Source organism: Pseudarthrobacter sp. NKDBFgelt (assembly GCF_046097905.1).
GTDB lineage: Bacteria > Actinomycetota > Actinomycetes > Actinomycetales > Micrococcaceae > Arthrobacter > Arthrobacter polychromogenes.
This window is the reverse complement of record NZ_JBJURL010000040.1, coordinates 1-16,040: the sequence shown is the minus strand read 5'-3', so window position 1 is coordinate 16,040 and position 16,040 is coordinate 1. Positions and strand designations below refer to the sequence as shown.

The following is a 16,040-nucleotide window of genomic DNA, read 5'->3' as shown; positions in this document are numbered from 1 at the left end:
CACTTCGGCCATGGGCATCGAACAGTGGTGGACGGAACTGCAGCCATCGACGCGGCAGTGGCTGATCAACAACAACGGAGATCAGGTGCCGGCGGCAATAGTGGCCGAGATTGCGGAGGCCGGCGGACCGGCCAGCGACGATTCCTGGTGGGCCGGCCAGGATGAAAGGCCGGGGCGCTACTTCCCGGACGACGCCATCGACTGGGTCGAGGCCACCGCGAACGAGGAAGAGCCGCAATAACTACTGCTTCTTTGTCTTTTTGCTGCTGCGGGATTTGGCCTGGACGGCACTGTTACGGACCACGAGCGTGGGTGCGATGGGGGTGCGGTCCACCTCCCGCCCCTCCATCGCACCCAGAAGCACCTCCATGCTCATATGCGCCAGCGCCGTGAAATCCTGGCGCACAGTGGTGAGTGGAGGAAGGAAGTAATCGGAACCTTCAATATCGTCGAAACCCACCACGCTGACGTCGTCCGGCACACGGACCCCATTTTCGGCGAAAGCGCGGATCAGCCCGAGAGCCGTGTGGTCACTGGCGGCGAAAATAGCCTGGGGTATTTTTCCTTCCCGAACGAGCTGGAGGGCGGTCTCGTAGGCCCATCGCGGGCTCCAGTCGCCCTCCGGGCACAACCCCGGTTCAAGTCCGGCGTCGCGAAGCGCTGCCTCCCACCCGCGTTTGCGCACCCGCCCGTCGAACCAGTCCATGGAGCCGGCGAAGTGGGCGATGTCCGTGTGGCCCAGGTCGATCAGGTGCTGGGTGGCCAGCCGTGCGCCCAGCTCCTGGTTTTCCGAGTACGTAAAGACGTTTGGCGTTGACGATGCTCCCGCGGCGATCATCTCCACGGGCACACGGCACGAGGCATTCCATACAGCTGCCGCCATGTCCACCACAGGTGCAATGACAATGATTCCGCCCACCCCGGTATCGTCCAGGGTGTCGAGGGCGGCCTGGACCGACTCTTCGTACGGCTGTTCAACACTAATGACGGTTGTGGCGTAGCCCTTGGTGCGTGCAACGTTCTCAAGGGCCATCAGCGTTCCCACCGGGCCGAAACGAGGCGAACCGTCGGAGAGTATGCCGATGGACGTGGACCGGCTGGTGACCAGGGCCGTGGCCGCCCGGTTCCTGCGGTACCCGATCTCCTTGATCACCTGCAGAACCCGTTGCCGCGTTGCGGCGCTCACATCCGGTGCATCATTGAGGACCCTCGAAACCGTGCCGAACGAAACGCCGGCCATGCTCGCCACATCATTGATGGTGGGCTTCCGGCGCAGCGGGCCATCCGCCAGCCTCTCGTTCGCCTCGTGGGGAACCGCTATGCCTGCCACTTGCTCTCCTGTCTTGCACCGCGCGTACACACCCCGGCTCCGTGCCTTATCGATCTTACGTCGGCCAGACCATCGCGGACGGTTAAAACCACTCCGAAAGTGATCCTTGACACAAATCTCCGTAAACGTTTACGATGATGTCCGTAAACGTTCACGGAAAAACCGTAAACGCTTACGGAGTCAATATTTCAACGAGGAAAGGAGCGGGATGCCCGGCCCCATCGTCTACGCACTCGCGCTCGATCCGAACGCAGCGCTCCGGGACGTCGACCACGCCCAGTGGGCAAACCTGGAAGCACTGCTGGGGGATACGGCGCCTGGCGATCTTGCAGCCGCCGTCCGCGCCTTCGTCTCCGCAGGCTCTTCGGCGGTCATTGGAATCTTCGATGACAATCTCCTCTGGGCCAGCCTGGTGGTCTCCGTTGACAACTCAGGCAAACCCGCGTCCGTGTCCACCATCCACGGCCAGGCCGCGGAAGCTCCCGGCGGCATGGCCAAGGCTGCCGGCGAGGCGGTGAAGTGGGTTCAGGCCCACCACGGACCGTGTTCCCTGGGCTTCTTCGTAGACAAGGTGCATGCAGAAGCGCTCCTGAGAGCCGCAGACAAGGCCGCTGCCATACGCTCAGCCTCGGCCTCCGGCGCACTCGTCCTGTCCCCGGTGCCACCGGCACTGGCACTTGCCCTCGCCTGACCCGTTCCAGGCATCCACCCCTATCCACCCACTCAAAGCACTGGAGAACAATGATGATCCGCAGGCTTCCCTTTGTGGCCCTCGCCGCAGCCCTGTCTCTTTCCGTCGCTTCCTGCAGCAGTTCGACGTCGGGCGCCTCAAGCGTTCCCGACGCCGGCGTCTCCGAGAAGGCCCAGCAGGCCCTTGACGAGATCAAGGGCCAGGTCCTCAGCAAGGGGCCCAACGGCGAGACGCCCTCCCCGGCGTCCGCAGCAGACCTGACACCTGAAGAGATTGAGAAGGTCAAGGCGCTCAACGCCACGGCCGCCATCGTGATGCACTACGGCGGAAACGACTGGGCCACGGCGCAGGTCAACGGCCTCAAGAGCGAATTCGAACAACTCGGCATCAAGGTCATCGCCACAACCGATGCCAACTTCAAGCCGGACAAGCAGGTTTCGGATATCGAGACTGTCATGACGCAGGAGCCTGACATCATCGTCTCCATCCCCACGGACCCCGTAGCCACGGCATCCGCATACAAGAAGGCCGCGGAGGCCGGCACCAAGCTCGTCTTCATGGACAACATCCCCCAGGGACTGACAGCCGGCCAGGACTACGTCTCCGTTGTTTCTGCCGACAACTACGGCAACGGCGTTGTCTCCGCCCACCAAATGGCCAAGGCACTGGGTGGCAAGGGGAAGATCGGGCTCGTGTTCCACCAGGCCGACTTCTTCGTGACCAAGCAGCGCTATGAAGGTTTCAAGGAAACCATCACCAAGGAATACCCGGACATCCAGGTGGTCGAGGAAAAGGGGATTGCCGGCCCTGACTTCGCTGGAGACGCCCAGGCCGCTGCCAACGCCATGCTGAGCAAGTACCCTGACCTGTCCGGCATCTGGGCGGTCTGGGATGTACCTGCAGAAGGTGTGATGGCCGCTGCCCGGGCCGCGGGCAGGCAGGACCTGAAGATCGCCACGGAGGACCTCGGCAAGAACGTCGCCATTGCCCTGGCCAAGGACGAACTCATCGTCGGCCTCGGGGCCCAGGTGCCGTTCGACCAGGGCGTCACGGAAGCCCGGCTGGGCGCAGGGGCCCTCATCGGCAAGGAAGCGCCCGCCTACGTGGCCCTGAGTGCCCTTCCGGTTGACCACTCCAACGTCCTGGAGGCCTGGAAGCAGGTCTACCACGAGGATGCACCGAAGGACATCCAGGACTCCTACAAGAAGTAGCCAAAAACAGGCGGTGCGGGGTGTCCACCCCGCACCGCACCGAAAGGGCAACGATGAACACCGCAGACAATGTCGTCGAAATGCGCTCGATTTCCAAGGGCTTCAACGGCGTTCCCGTCCTGAAGGACGTCAGCTTCGACGTCCGTAAGGGCGAGGTCCACGCACTGGCGGGCGGCAACGGCGCCGGGAAGTCCACGCTCATGAAGATCCTCCAGGGCGTCTACCAGGCGGACGCCGGGGAGATCCTCATTGGAGGCAAGCCGGCCGTCATCAATACGATCCAGGACGCGAAGGCCGCCGGGATCGGGATGGTCTTCCAGGAATTCAGCCTGGTGCCGAGCCTGACCGTTGCACAGAACATCTTCCTGGCCGCGGAACCGCTCGGTCCCGGACGGCTCATCGATGACCGTGCGGCGGTGCGCCGGGCCAGGGAAGTTTTCGCAGAGATGGAGGTCGACGTCGATCCCCGCGCCCAGGTCTCGCGGCTCGGTACTGCCTACTGGCAGCTGACTGAGATCGCCAAGGCACTCGCACAGAACGCGCAGGTGCTGATCATGGACGAACCCACTGCCAGCCTGGCCCGGCACGAGTCCGAAGCGCTCTTCGAACTGATTGACCGCCTCAAGCAGCGTGGCATTTCCATCATCTACATCTCGCACCGCATGGATGAGGTGTACAGGCTCGCGGACAGGATCACCATCCTCCGCGACGGCCGCCACCTCCTCACCGCGCCGCTGACGGATGTCACCCCCGAGCAGATCGTGGAAGGCATCGTGGGCAAGAAGATCGAGGGCCAGCTTTCCTACCGTGCGCGTGACCATGCGGAACACACCGGGGCGCCGCTGCTGGAAGTCCGCGGCCTCAATGCGGGGCCGCGGGTCCGGGATGTTTCCTTCGCGCTCCGGCCCGGCGAGATCCTGGGCCTGGCAGGACTGATGGGCAGCGGACGCACCGAACTCGCCCGTGCGCTCTTCGGCATTGACAAGGTGGACAGCGGCGACGTCCTCCTGCGCGGCAAAAAGGTCACCCTTGCCTCGCCGCAGCAGGCCATCAACGCCGGCGTCGCCCTCATCCCGGAGGACCGCAGGGCCCAGGGCCTCGTCCTGGACCACTCCGTCCGGGACAACCTGCTGCTTCCCCTCCTGGGCCAGATCCAGCGGGGACCGCTCCTGGACGGCGCCAAGGGCAAGGAACTGTCCTCGTCCTTGATCAAGAAGTTCGCGGTGAAGGTGGCCCACCCCCACCGCCCGGTGCGTCTCCTTTCCGGCGGAAACCAGCAGAAGGTGGTCATCGCCAAGTGGCTGGGCACCGATCCGGACATCCTGATCCTGGACGAGCCAACGGCCGGCGTCGATATCGGCACCAAGAGCGAAATCCTGGACATGATCCGTGCGCTCGCCGGCGCCGGCAAGGCCGTCATCGTCATCTCCTCCGAGTACCCCGAACTACTCGCGGTCAGCGACCGCGTCCTCGTCCTCAAGGACGGCTCCATCATCCGTGATATTCCCCGCAGCGAGATCGCTGACGAGGAATATCTCCAACTCGCAGTGCAGGGAGTCTGAAAGTGAGCAAGGCAAACACCATCGCGTCGCGGGACACCGCGGCCCCCCGCAGTATCAGCACCATCCTCAAGGACCTCGACTGGCGGCGCTACGTCATCTACATCGGCTTCGTCGTCGTCTTCCTCTTCTTCGCCGTCCTGCTCCGCGACCAGGGCTTCCTGTCGCCGAACAACCTGCTGAACATCTTCCGGCAGACCGCCACGATCACCGTCATCGCCGTCGGCATGACCTACGTGATCGCATGTGCGGAGATCGACCTCAGCGTCGGATCCGTGGCCGGCCTCTCCAGTGTGTGCACGGCAATGGCACTGTCCCAGTTCGGCCTGATCCCCGGCATCCTGGCCGGCCTCGCCGTCGGACTGGTGGTCGGGTCCATCAACGGTGCCCTGGTCAGCCTCCTTGGCATCCCGTCCTTCCTGGTGACACTCGGCATGCTGGGGATAGCCGTGGGCGTTGCCCAATGGATCACCGCGTCGGCGCCCCAGCCCATCCTGAACGACACCTTCAACACGCTGTTCGGATCCGGCAACTTCGGTCCAATACCCGGCCTGGTGGTCTGGAGCGCCATCTTCGTCGCCATCGGCGCCGTGGTGCTGAACCGCACCAAGTTCGGCCGACAGGTCCTGGCCACGGGCGGCAACCGCAACGCCGCAGATTTCACCGGCATCAACACCAAGCGCATCAAATTCCAGGTGCTCCTCATCTCGGCCATGGCGGCAAGCGTCGCCGGCATGCTCTACGCCGGCCGCCTCCAGTCCGGACGGTTCCAGTGGGGCTCCGGAGACGAGCTTTCCGCCATCGCCGCCGTCATCCTGGGCGGAACCAGCCTCTTCGGAGGGTTCGGTTCCATCATCGGCACCCTCTTCGGTGCCCTGCTGATCGGCCTGATCAACAACGGACTCATCCTGGCCGGCCTCGACAGCAGCCAGCAGCAGGTGGTCCGGGGCGCCATCATCATCCTGGCCGTCGCACTGGCCCGGAAGAAGTAACACCCATGACCCCCAAATCTCCTGTGGCACCTGAAAGGCACAAGCAATGAAACTTGGTTACTGTTCCATTACCTGGGGCGGCGTGGTGGGCCACCCCCAAGGCGTGACGAGCGTCAAGGACCTTTTCTACATGACCCACGGGTCCATGAAGGACGCCGTCCAGGACATCGCATCGGTGGGCTACGAGGGTGTCGAGATGTTCGACGGCAACCTCGCGGAATACGCGGATAAGCCGGAGGAACTCAAGGACATCCTGGGCGGCTCCGGAGTTGCCCTGACCAGTGTGTATACCGGCGCCAACTTCATCTATGCCGATATCCTCCCCGACGAACTGCACCGGATCCATCGGGCGGCCGAGCTGGCCGCGGACTTTGGCGCCGAACGCCTGGTAGTCGGAGGCGGCGCGCGGCGTGCGGCCGGAACCACCGAAGAGGACTACCACCGCCTCGGCGCGGCCCTGGACAGGGTCATGGACATTGCAGAAAGCTTCGGGCTCTCGGCCAGCTACCATCCGCACCTGACCACCATCGTGGAAAGCCCGGACGAGCTGGACAAGCTCATGCCGCTCACCCGGATCGGCTTCTGCCCCGACACCGCCCACCTTGCGGCCGGGGGAGCGGACCCGGCTGCGGTCATCCGGAAATACCCCGACAGGATCCGGCACGTCCACCTCAAAGACCTTCGGCGGGACCCCTTCGCGTTCCTGCCCCTGGGCCAGGGCGAACTCGACTTCCCGGACATCCTCGCCGCCATCCGGGAGAGCGGCTACGACAGCTGGCTCATGGTCGAGTTGGACGGCTACGACGGGGATCCCCGGGAAGCAGCCGCCATCAGCAAGAAGTACCTCGAGAAACTCCTCTGACTCCATTGACCACAGGGAATGCCACCGCAGGCGCTCCCGCCTTTTCCGAAAGGAACTTGATTTACATGCAGAACCTCAACGTCGGCCTCATCGGAGGCGGCTTCATGGGCAAGGCCCACTCCCTGGCGTACGCCGCCATGCCAATGTTCTTCTGGCCCGCACCGGCGCTGCCGGTCCGCAAGGTCATTGCTGAAGCCACCGAGGACCTTGCTTCGGAAGCGGCCCGCCGTTTCGGCTTCGAAAAGTCCACCTCGGATTGGCGCAGCATCATCGACGACCCGGACATCCACGTCGTAGACATTGCAACGCCCAACCACCTCCACGCCGAGATTGCCATTGCCGCCGCCGAAGCCGGCAAACACATCATCTGCGAAAAGCCCTTGGCCCGTACGGGCGAGGAATCCAAGGCCATGTACGACGCGGTCAAAGATAAGAACCTCGTCCACATGGTTGCGTTCAACTACCGGCGGACCCCTGCCGTTGCCCTGGCCAAGAAATACATCGAGGAAGGTGCAATAGGCCAGATTCTCAACTTCCGCGGGACCTACCTGCAGGACTGGAGCGCCGACCCCAACTCCCCGCTCTCCTGGCGCTTCCAGAAATCCATCGCAGGCTCCGGCGCCCTCGGCGACATCGCAACGCACGTCATTGACATGGCGCGCTACCTCGTCGGCGAGTTCAGCGCCGTCAACGCCCTCCTGTCCACCTGGATCCCCGAGCGGCCGCTCCAAACCAGTGGTGCCGACGCGCTCGGCACGGTACGTGGCGGGGAGGGCCCCCGCGGCCAGGTTGATGTGGACGACGAAGTCATGACCATGATCCGCTTTGCCAATGGTGCCGTGGGTTCCGTGGAAGCTACACGCAATGCCCACGGGCGGAACAACTACATCACCTTCGAAATCCACGGAACCGAAGGAAGCATCGTGTTCAACTACGAGCGGCGCGACGAACTGCAGGTTTGCTTCGCGTCCGACCCCGGCGACCGCCGGGGATTCCGCACCGTTTATACCGGGCCGGCCCACCCTTACGGGGAAGGGCTCTGGCCCATCCCTGCCCTCGGCATCGGGTACGGGGAAACGAAGATCATCGAGGCCTATGACTTCTTCAAGGCCATCGCAGAAGGCGGCAGCGTAAGCCCGAGTTTTGCTGACGGCTATCAGGTGGCGCTCATCGACGACGCAATCGTCGAGTCCGCTGCAAAAGAATCGTGGGTCGAGGTTCCGCAGATCAACGCATGACCCAGCGGGAGGGGCGGTGATCCTGCCGCCTCTCCCGCCCGCACAACAGCACCCGAGGACGTGAAAATTGACGCACACAACAGTCAGTAACGAAGAAGCCCAGGTCTGGCTGATGCCGGTGTTCACCGCAAAAGCAGGGCACGAAGCAGCGCTTCATGAAGCACTCGTTGGGCTGCAGTCCGCGAGCCGAAAAGACGCCGGATGCCTGGAATACACCGTCTTCTCTGACGACCAGAGGCCCGGTACGTTCGTCCTCTTTGAGGGATGGGCCCGCCAAGAGGACCTCAAGGCCCACAACGAAGAAGACCATGTGAAGGAATTTGTGAAAGGGGTGCAGCCGCTGCTGGCTGCACCGTTCTCCGTAACTCCCATCACGCCCCTTACCGGACCCTAAACGGCGGCCTGCCTGCCTCAGCCGTCGGCCAGGAGGCTGGCCGCCAGCGTCCTGGCAACGAAGCGGCCGAAACGCTCCGCGGTCCAGCCGCGCTTGAGGACCAGGGTCTCGTAGAGCTCAGCCGAAGTGCCCATAAAGAAGACGTCAGCAACCTCTTCCACCGCAAGGCCCGGCCTCAGGAACCCCCTCCCGAGCACCTGGCGTGCGTTGTGCAGCATGCGCTGGTACCGCTCCTCGTCCACGTCCCGAAGGAGCGCGGCCATGTCCGGGTCCCCGCTGGCCGCGGCGTCCCTGATGAGGAGAAAGACGGGCGAGCCCAGCGGGCTGACTTCCGCGACGAACCGGCCGAACTGCTCCATGAGCTCGCGGGGGTCTGCGACGGTGGCCTGGGCCCGGTCCGACCGCTCTTCAGCCGGCGGACCTCCTGCTCCACGCAGGCTCTGTTCGTAGATGGCCCGGACGAGACCCGGCTTTCCGCCAAACCCCTTGTATACGGATTCCTTGGAGACGCCGGCGGCGTGGGCGATGGCGGCGATGGTGGTCCGGCCGTATCCGGTGGCGAGGAAAAGCTCGCGCGACTGGGCCAGCACCCGTTTCCTCGACTCTTCGGCCGCCTCCTGCCGGCGCCGGGTGTCGTAGCTCCGGGAGCGGGGCGGAACACCGTTGACCGCAGGACCCATCGGGCTTAAACTCCTTGTATCAGTTGAATACAGCTGACTGTAATTAATTACAGCGTACCAGCCTCTCCGCCTTCCACGACGGACACCAAGGAGCAGATCATGGACGCTTCAGGAATCGACCGCGTGCCCGACGGCCCGGTGCGGCGCATGCTGGCCGCAGCCAATCGCCATGACCTCGAGGCTATGCTGACCGAGTTCGCGGATGACTACCGGAACACCACCCCCGCCCACCCGGCCCGCAGTTTCACCGGGTCGGCCCAGGTCCGCAAGAACTGGGCTGCCCTCTTTGCCGGCCTGCCGGACCTCTCACTCACCGTCCATGACGCCGCCACCGGACCGGCCGGCAGGATCTGGCTGGAATGGAGCAACCGCGGCACCCGGGCGGACGGATCCGTGCAGCGCGCCGCCGGCGTGTCCATCCTTACCGTCCGCGACGACAGGATCGCTGCGGCCCAGTTCTACCTCGAACCCGTGGATCACGAGCCCGGCGACGTCAATGTTGCCATCGGTGAAGCGGTCCGCGGGATCGACGGAGGTGGCCGGCCATGATCCTGGTCGTCGGCGGCACAGGCCGCCTTGGCCGCGCCGTGGTTCCCCTTCTGGCGCAGGCCGGCTACAGGGTCCGCGTCATGGCCCGGGGCAGTTCCCGTCCTTTCGCCACGACGGTAAGCGACGGCGTCGAACTTTTCTGCGGCGACCTTGGCTCCGAAACGGACTGCCGGGAAGCAGCGGCGGGCTGCACTGAGGTAGTCTTCGCGGCCTCGGGGTTCGGGCTCAAGGACTCCAGCCCGCGCACCGTAGACCGCGACGGCGCCGTCCGCCTGGTGCGCGCCGCAGCGGATGCAGGGGTACAGCACATGGTGATGATGTCCATGCACGGCGCCGCCCCCGACGGGCCCATCGATTTCCTGCGCTGCAAGGCCGCGGCCGAGGACGCCGTCCGCGCGTCAGGCATGGACTGGACGGTTGTCCGGATCGGATCGCTCCTGGAACAGCGGCTCGAGATGATGGCCGTCCCGCTCGAGTCGAAGGGCAAGGTTCCTGTGTTCGGTTCCGGATCCGTCCCGGTGACCTACACCTCGGTCCAGGACGCGGCCGCCGTCGTGGTCCGTGCCCTCAAAGACCCGGCGCTGCGGAACCGTGTCATCGAATGGGGCTCGCAGACGCTCACCGGCAATGAGTTGGCGGAAGCTGTGCTTTCCCGGGCCGGCCATGGCGCGGTCCAGCGGGTCCCGGCGGCTGCCTTAAAGGTGCTGTCCGTGGCTGCCAGGCCGTTTTCTCCGTTCCTTGCCCGGGCGGCAGGGGCCGGTATCTGGGAGGAGTCCGGAGCAGCTGCCTTCCCGTTTGGTCCGGCCCGGGCGGAGTTTCCGGACATTTCCGTCACCGGGCTGCAGCTTGGCAAGCCGGCCCGTGGGCCGGGACGCCCGGCCTAGCGGGCATGCAACAATGACGCCATGACCCAAGAGCAGCATTCCTCCACCGCGCAGCTGGACAGTACCGACCGCCCCGCATTCGAAGCCGCCTACCAGGCCGCCCAAAAGAGCCTGGCCGGTGGCGGCATTCCCATCGGGGCCGCACTCGCCCGGAACGGCGAGGTGGCTGCCAGCGGGCACAACGAACGCGTCCAGAACGAAGATCCCATTGCGCACGGGGAAATGTCCGCGCTCCGCGCAGCCGGGCGGCAAAAGACCTACCGCAACACCACGCTGTACACCACCTTGGCTCCGTGCGCCATGTGCGCCGGAACCATCATCCAGTTCAAGATCCCGCGCGTGGTGGTGGGGGAGGCGCGCACGTTCGACGGCGAGCTGGAGCTCCTCCGGTCGCGCGGGGTTGAGGTGGTGGTGCTGGATGACCAGCGTTGCGTGGACATGATGCGCACCTTCCAGGCAGACCACCCGGAGCTGTGGGCGGAAGATATCGCGGAGTAGGGGATTTCCGGGGGACCTTGATACGGGCCCAGAGTCGGGACCAACGGCACATCCTGGCCGCCACAGTGTCCATCAGACTGGAGACGGCACGATCGGAGGTTCAGCCATGACTGTTTTAGTTGCGTATGCCAGCGCGATGGGTTCCACGCAGGAGATCGCCCAACATATAGCGGACCGCATGGCGGCTTCGCTAGAAGGCGTCGAGTGCCGGTCCGTGGACGGGGTGGAGTCGGTCTCCGGCTACGACGCTGTTGTGGTTGGCAGCGCCGTCCACAATCAGTCGTGGTTGCCCGCGGCCGATCAATTCTTCGCCCGGCACGCCACTGAGCTCGCCAAGCTGCCCGTCTGGGCCTTCAACGTGGGGATGGCCGATGCGTTGCCGAAGCCGTTCCGCAAAAAGGGCGCGGCACTGCAGCAGGCACGCCTGGCAGGAGTGCTGCCCCAGGACCTTGCGCTTCGCGGCCACAGAATGTTCTCCGGCGTCTACAAGGCAGACCAGATGTCGTCAGCGCTGCGCACCCTGTTCCGGCTCACCGGCGGCCGCTTCGGGGACTTCCGGGACTGGACCGCCATCGACGCCTGGACCGACGAGATCGCGGCCCAGCTCGCCACGCCTGCGTCGCCCACCTCCCCAGGCAGCGCGGCGGCATAACGACGGCGGGCAGCGCACCGCCGTCGTACTTCTCCAGGAGGGGTTACGTGCGCGCCCGCCTGAAGCCGCCCTAGGAAATCTGCAGACCGCCGTTGATGTCGTAGGTGGCCGCGGTGATGAAGCCGGCGTCCTCGCCCATGAGGAATGACATCAAAGCGGCCATGTCCGTCACTGTTCCCACGCGGCCCACCAGGATGTCCTTGGACATCTCCTTCTTCCGCTCGTCCGTCAGCGTGCCGCCCATGATGTCCGTGTCCACGGGACCCGGGGCGATGCAGTTGACGGTGATCCCGTGCTCGCCCATCTCGCGGGCAAGTGCCCGGGTGAAGCCGATGATCCCGGCTTTGGCTGAGCTGTACGCCACCTTGGAGTAGGTGCCGCCGCCGCGCTGGGCGGAGATGGAGGAGATGCTCACCACCCGGCCAAGCTTCCGGTCAATCATGCCGCCAAGGACGCGCTGGGTTACCAGGAAGGTCCCGGTCATGTTGATCGCGAAGACCCGCTCCCAGCCTTCCTTGGTTTCCTCCATGAAGGGCCGCGGGGAGCTGATGCCGGCGATGTTGGCCAGGGCCACGACGGGAGGCAGTTCCGCCTCCACCCGGCTGACGGCGGCATCGATGGACGCCTCGTCCGAGACATCCGTCTTCAGCCCCAGCGCCTGCACGCCGTGCTTGTCCCCGATCTCCTTGGCAGCGAGGGCCGCTGCTTCGCCGTCGATGTCCAGGATGGCGATGTTCCAGCCCTCGCGGGCCAGCCTGTCTGCGGTTGCGCGGCCAATGCCGCGCTCCGAGGCGGCGCCGGTCAGGACGGCCGTGCGTGCAGCGGGAAAAGTGGTGGTGTCAGTCATGCTGGTTCAACTCCTGTGTTGGATTCCTTGGCTTTGATGAAGCGCGCGTAGTCGTCGTAGGTCTGGTTGATGTGCTCGTCCATGGCCTTGCGGGCTGTTTCCGGCTCGCCTGTGGCAATCGCCGCCAGGACCAGCCGGTGGTGCTCCAGCGCATGGCGCTGGACTTCGGGGAACGCCGATGTTTCCCGGCGCGTGGTGTAGAGCAGGTGGCCCAACTGGCCCAGGAGCGCCGGGAGGAACGGGTTCGCCGAAGCCCTGAACACCACGTTGTGGAAGGCAAGGTCCGCCAGGGTCACGGCGTCCAGGTCTGCGGCCTCATGCGCTGTTTCCAGGTCCGCAATCGCCTTCTCCATGGCGGCAAAATGCTCGGCCGTGGCGTGCCTGGCTGCGAGTTCGGCGGCTCCGGTTTCCATGATGCGTCGGACCTCGAGCAGCTTCAGCGCTGCCTCGTCAATACCGGTGCCGCGGGCTGCTGCCCGGAGGATGGCCTCCAGCCCCGTCCATTCCTCGGGCGGATTCACGTAGGTCCCCAGGCCGCGCCGGACCGTCACGATGTTCTGGGCCTGCAGGGTCTTCAGGGCCTCGCGGACCGTCAGCCGGCTCACATCGGCGGACTTGGCGAGCTCCGCCTCCGCCGGCAGCGACGACTGGGGCGGAAGGTCGCCGGAGAGCACGCGTTCCAGAAGCTCGGCGAAGACCGAGTCAGCAAGTGTCTGGCGGCTCACCGGCATCCCTCCTCCATTGGCTTGTCAGATGTCTTATGTCCGGATAGTGTGGCACCCGTCACTCGACGGAGTCAATTCCAAAAGGCACTGGCGCCATTCGAGGAGAGCCGGGCAGCGCGCCCGGGCTCTTGTCCCCAAGGAGTACATCAACGTGGATATACAACTGCTACTTGCGCTGGTACTGGGCATCGCGACCATCGTCGTGCTCGTACTTCGCACCCGGCTCGACGCATTCGTCGCGCTGCTCATCGCCGCCCTCGTGACCGGCCTCGTGGCCGGCCAAAGCCCCCTCGACATCGTCAAGGCCATCACCACCGGCTTCGGCAACACCCTTGCCTCGATCGGCATCGTGATCGGCCTGGGTGTGGCCATCGGCAAGATCCTCGAAGTCTCCGGCGCCGCCAACGCGCTGGCCCTCGCCTTCCTGCGGCTGTTCGGCAAGGGCCGGGAGCCCTGGGCCATGGGCACCGTGGGCGCCCTGGTGTCCATCCCGGTCTTCTGCGACTCCGGCTACGTGATCATGAACCCGCTGGCCCGCTCCATTGCGCGGGTCAAGCGCGCCGGCTACGTGACGCTGGCCCTGGCACTGGGCGTCGGCATGACCCTGACGCACCACCTGGTCCCGCCCACCCCCGGCCCGCTGGCCGTCACCGGCCTGCTGGGCGCGGACCTGGGAGCTGTCATCCTGACCGGCCTGGTGTTCACCGTCCTGCTCCTTCCCATTGCCGTGACCTACGCCAAGTGGATGGGACCCAAGCTCGAAAGTTCCGTCACCGAGGAGGTCCGCGAGGCCGTCTACGGCCGCGCCGCACTGGTGGGTGCCGCTGAGGGATCCCACCACGGCAGCACCGGAACCATGACCGACGACGACGCCGCCGCCCCCGCGCAGGAGGACCTGCCGGACGATCCCGAGCTGGACCTGGGCACCCCGCCCGAGGGCGCCAAGCCGCACCGCGTGGGCGCGTTCCTCGCTTCCCTGCCCCTCCTGGTCCCGCTGCTGCTGATCGTGCTGAACACGGTCACCGGCGCCATCGACCAGAACGCCCAGGGCGTAGTCGGCGGCACCTACGAGCCGTCCGCCTGGGTTGTTCCCTTCGCCTTCATCGGCAACCCGGTGATCGCGCTGATCATCGGCGTCCTGCTCGCCGTCTACGTCCTGCTGCCGCGGTGGACCCCGCGCAGCCGGGTCCAGGGCTGGTTTGCCGAGGCTGCCGCCTCCGCCGGACTCATCCTGCTGATCACCGGTGCCGGTGGCGCGCTGGGACAGGTGCTCCGCAGCTCGGGCGTAGGCGACGCACTGGCTGAAGCCATTGCGGCCACGGCCCTGCCCGCGTTCCTGGTGCCGTTCCTGGTGGCCACCCTGGTCCGGCTGGCCCAGGGCTCGGGCACGGTGGCGATGATCACCGCCGCCTCGGTCACCGCCCCGCTGGTGGGCACGCTCGGCATCGACCCGCTGGTGGCAGCCATGGCCTGCACCGCCGGATCCATGATCCTGAGCTACTTCAACGATTCCTACTTCTGGGTGGTCACCCGGTTCACCGGCCTCGAAGGCACCGCAGCGCTCCGCGGCTGGTCCGGCATCACCACCGCCGTGTGGGCCGGCTCCATTCCGCTGCTGTTCATCCTGAACCTCATCCTGGGCTGAGCCGCTCCACTGTAGGACACGCTGACCAAGCGCCGGAAGGGCCTGGGTCCGGTTTCAAACCGGGCCCAGGCCCTCACGCGTTCGGGGGCCCTTGGACTCTGGCCGCACGGCGGGCAGGCGGGCACAGTGGAGCCACACGCTGAGCCAGGGAAAGAAGACACCATGCCCCGCACATCTGTCCTCACCGGCGCTGCCTCGGGCATCGGGAAGGCAACCAAGGACCTGCTTGAGCAGCGGGGCGAACGGGTCATTGGGGTGGACATCCACGACGCCGAGGTGGTGGTGGACCTTTCCACCGCTGAAGGGCGCGCAGCCCTGGTCCAAGAGGCAGGCAGGCTCAGCGGCGGATCCATCGATGCCATCTACGCCGTCGCCGGCCTGGCCGTCCCGGCGCCCGCCACCGTGGCCGTGAACTACTTCGGCACGGTGGCCACCCTTGAAGGCCTCCGCCCCCTTCTGGCGGGATCGGAGGCTCCACGGGCCGTCCTCGTTTCTTCGATGGCCGCCCTCCTGCCCAGCGACGGTGAGCTCGTTGCTCTGCTGACGGCGGGGGATGAGCCCGCTGCCATGGCACGCGCTGAGGTCCTGGCCAGGGATCCGGCGAGTACGGGACAGCTGATCTACGCGTCGGCCAAGCTGGCGCTCTCCCGGTGGGTCCGCCGCGAGGCCGCCACGCCGGCGTGGGCCGGGGCCGGCATCCCGCTCAATGCCGCGGCGCCCGGCATCATCGCCACCCCGATGACAGCCGACCTCATCGCCACCCCGGCACGGCGGGAGCAGCTGCTTAATGTGGTCCCGATGCCGCTGAACGGGATCGCCGAGCCCATCGTCGTTGCCCGCCTGCTGGCGTGGCTCAACAGCGAGGAGAACACACACCTGTGCGGACAGGTCATCTATGTTGACGGCGGCAGCGACGCCGTCCTGCGGGGCGACTCCGTCTGGTGACCAGGTGCCCGGCCACGCGAGGCTCTGTACGCGTTTGCGTAACTCTTGACTGCGCGGGTACACGGAACCCGCGCCAACGCTTGGGCCCGCAGCAGCAGCGGACCCAAAAGTTTCGCATTTCGGTAACGTCAGCACCCCAAGGAGCATCATGACCAGGCCCAGGCTTTCGGCATTCAGCGTTCTCACCTTCAGCGCCCTGGTCATCCTCACAGGCTGCTTCGGCCCGCCGGCCCCGGCGCCCACGGGTACCTCCACCGCAACAACAACGACGGCGGCACCCACCACCAGCCCAGCCGCACCAACGACGGCGAGCCCCACCGCGGCGACCAGCCCGCCGG

Annotated in this window: 18 protein-coding genes and 1 pseudogene; 15 read left to right on the top strand and 4 right to left on the bottom strand. The window is 65.8% G+C overall.

Annotated elements, in window-relative coordinates; genetic code table 11:
* Positions 1 to 10 precede the first annotated feature (10 nt).
* Positions 11 to 241 (top strand): hypothetical protein, encoded by a 231-nt coding sequence (locus ACKAE7_RS12125; RefSeq protein WP_408979302.1) that lies wholly within the window; start codon positions 11 to 13, stop codon positions 239 to 241.
* On the opposite strand, the gene ACKAE7_RS12120 is transcribed toward ACKAE7_RS12125, so the two are convergent.
* Entirely contained in the window at positions 242 to 1,330 is a 1,089-nt protein-coding gene (locus ACKAE7_RS12120) for a substrate-binding domain-containing protein (protein ID WP_191034353.1), read from the bottom strand.
* Positions 1,331 to 1,538: 208 nt separating this feature from the next.
* Here ACKAE7_RS12120 and ACKAE7_RS12115 point away from each other — a divergent pair, with 208 nt between their 5' ends.
* The 7 genes from ACKAE7_RS12115 (at position 1,539) to ACKAE7_RS12085 (ending at position 8,277) form a co-directional block, all read left to right on the top strand.
* Positions 1,539 to 2,021 carry a hypothetical protein gene (locus tag ACKAE7_RS12115; RefSeq protein ID WP_190610993.1) on the top strand — a complete coding sequence of 161 codons (483 nt, stop codon included), beginning with the start codon at positions 1,539 to 1,541 and terminating at the stop codon, positions 2,019 to 2,021.
* 50 nt (positions 2,022 to 2,071) lie between these two features.
* On the top strand, positions 2,072 to 3,232 hold the full coding sequence (locus ACKAE7_RS12110) for a substrate-binding domain-containing protein (protein ID WP_190610988.1): 1,161 nt from the start codon (positions 2,072 to 2,074) through the stop codon (positions 3,230 to 3,232).
* 53 nt (positions 3,233 to 3,285) lie between these two features.
* A complete protein-coding gene (locus ACKAE7_RS12105) occupies positions 3,286 to 4,794 on the top strand; it encodes a sugar ABC transporter ATP-binding protein (protein ID WP_190610986.1) in 1,509 nt (502 codons plus the stop codon).
* A gap of 2 nt (positions 4,795 to 4,796) precedes the next feature.
* Positions 4,797 to 5,783, top strand: coding sequence for an ABC transporter permease (locus ACKAE7_RS12100; RefSeq protein ID WP_191034350.1), 987 nt, complete (start codon positions 4,797 to 4,799; stop codon positions 5,781 to 5,783).
* A gap of 46 nt (positions 5,784 to 5,829) precedes the next feature.
* Positions 5,830 to 6,645 (top strand): sugar phosphate isomerase/epimerase family protein, encoded by an 816-nt coding sequence (locus tag ACKAE7_RS12095; protein ID WP_408979301.1) that lies wholly within the window; start codon positions 5,830 to 5,832, stop codon positions 6,643 to 6,645.
* Between the two features lie 65 nt (positions 6,646 to 6,710).
* A complete protein-coding gene (locus tag ACKAE7_RS12090; protein WP_408979300.1) occupies positions 6,711 to 7,883 on the top strand; it encodes a Gfo/Idh/MocA family protein in 1,173 nt (390 codons plus the stop codon).
* A 67-nt stretch (positions 7,884 to 7,950) separates the two neighbouring features.
* Positions 7,951 to 8,277 carry a putative quinol monooxygenase gene (locus ACKAE7_RS12085; RefSeq protein WP_408979299.1) on the top strand — a complete coding sequence of 109 codons (327 nt, stop codon included), beginning with the start codon at positions 7,951 to 7,953 and terminating at the stop codon, positions 8,275 to 8,277.
* Positions 8,278 to 8,294: 17 nt separating this feature from the next.
* Here ACKAE7_RS12085 and ACKAE7_RS12080 read toward each other — a convergent pair whose 3' ends face one another.
* The gene (locus ACKAE7_RS12080) at positions 8,295 to 8,957 is read right to left on the bottom strand and encodes a TetR/AcrR family transcriptional regulator (protein ID WP_408979298.1); all 663 of its coding nucleotides are present in this window, start codon (positions 8,955 to 8,957) and stop codon (positions 8,295 to 8,297) included.
* A gap of 99 nt (positions 8,958 to 9,056) precedes the next feature.
* Here ACKAE7_RS12080 and ACKAE7_RS12075 point away from each other — a divergent pair, with 99 nt between their 5' ends.
* The 4 genes from ACKAE7_RS12075 (at position 9,057) to ACKAE7_RS12060 (ending at position 11,540) form a co-directional block, all read left to right on the top strand.
* Entirely contained in the window at positions 9,057 to 9,506 is a 450-nt protein-coding gene (locus ACKAE7_RS12075; RefSeq protein ID WP_408979297.1) for a nuclear transport factor 2 family protein, read from the top strand.
* Positions 9,503 to 10,390, top strand: a complete 888-nt coding sequence (locus tag ACKAE7_RS12070) for an SDR family oxidoreductase (RefSeq protein WP_408979296.1) — start codon at positions 9,503 to 9,505, stop codon at positions 10,388 to 10,390. Before ACKAE7_RS12075 ends, ACKAE7_RS12070 begins: the two co-directional genes overlap by 4 nt.
* A gap of 21 nt (positions 10,391 to 10,411) precedes the next feature.
* Complete coding sequence (locus ACKAE7_RS12065; protein ID WP_408979295.1) at positions 10,412 to 10,888, top strand: nucleoside deaminase; 477 nt, start codon at positions 10,412 to 10,414, stop codon at positions 10,886 to 10,888.
* Positions 10,889 to 10,994: 106 nt separating this feature from the next.
* Complete coding sequence (locus ACKAE7_RS12060) at positions 10,995 to 11,540, top strand: flavodoxin domain-containing protein (RefSeq protein WP_408979294.1); 546 nt, start codon at positions 10,995 to 10,997, stop codon at positions 11,538 to 11,540.
* Positions 11,541 to 11,610: 70 nt separating this feature from the next.
* Here ACKAE7_RS12060 and ACKAE7_RS12055 read toward each other — a convergent pair whose 3' ends face one another.
* Together ACKAE7_RS12055 and ACKAE7_RS12050 are read right to left on the bottom strand one after the other, a co-directional pair.
* On the bottom strand, positions 11,611 to 12,387 hold the full coding sequence (locus tag ACKAE7_RS12055; RefSeq protein ID WP_408979293.1) for an SDR family NAD(P)-dependent oxidoreductase: 777 nt from the start codon (positions 12,385 to 12,387) through the stop codon (positions 11,611 to 11,613).
* The gene (locus tag ACKAE7_RS12050) at positions 12,384 to 13,118 is read right to left on the bottom strand and encodes a FadR/GntR family transcriptional regulator (protein WP_408979292.1); all 735 of its coding nucleotides are present in this window, start codon (positions 13,116 to 13,118) and stop codon (positions 12,384 to 12,386) included. The genes ACKAE7_RS12055 and ACKAE7_RS12050 overlap by 4 nt, the downstream gene beginning before the upstream one ends.
* Before the next feature lie 145 nt (positions 13,119 to 13,263).
* Between ACKAE7_RS12050 and ACKAE7_RS12045 the strand changes: the two genes are divergently transcribed.
* The 3 genes and pseudogenes from ACKAE7_RS12045 to ACKAE7_RS12035 form a co-directional block, all read left to right on the top strand.
* Positions 13,264 to 14,757 carry an SLC13 family permease gene (locus ACKAE7_RS12045; RefSeq protein ID WP_321201385.1) on the top strand — a complete coding sequence of 498 codons (1,494 nt, stop codon included), beginning with the start codon at positions 13,264 to 13,266 and terminating at the stop codon, positions 14,755 to 14,757.
* 162 nt (positions 14,758 to 14,919) lie between these two features.
* Positions 14,920 to 15,702 (top strand): SDR family oxidoreductase, encoded by a 783-nt coding sequence (locus tag ACKAE7_RS12040; RefSeq protein ID WP_408979291.1) that lies wholly within the window; start codon positions 14,920 to 14,922, stop codon positions 15,700 to 15,702.
* 148 nt (positions 15,703 to 15,850) lie between these two features.
* Positions 15,851 to 16,040, top strand: a pseudogene (locus tag ACKAE7_RS12035) (hypothetical protein); the annotation flags it as partial.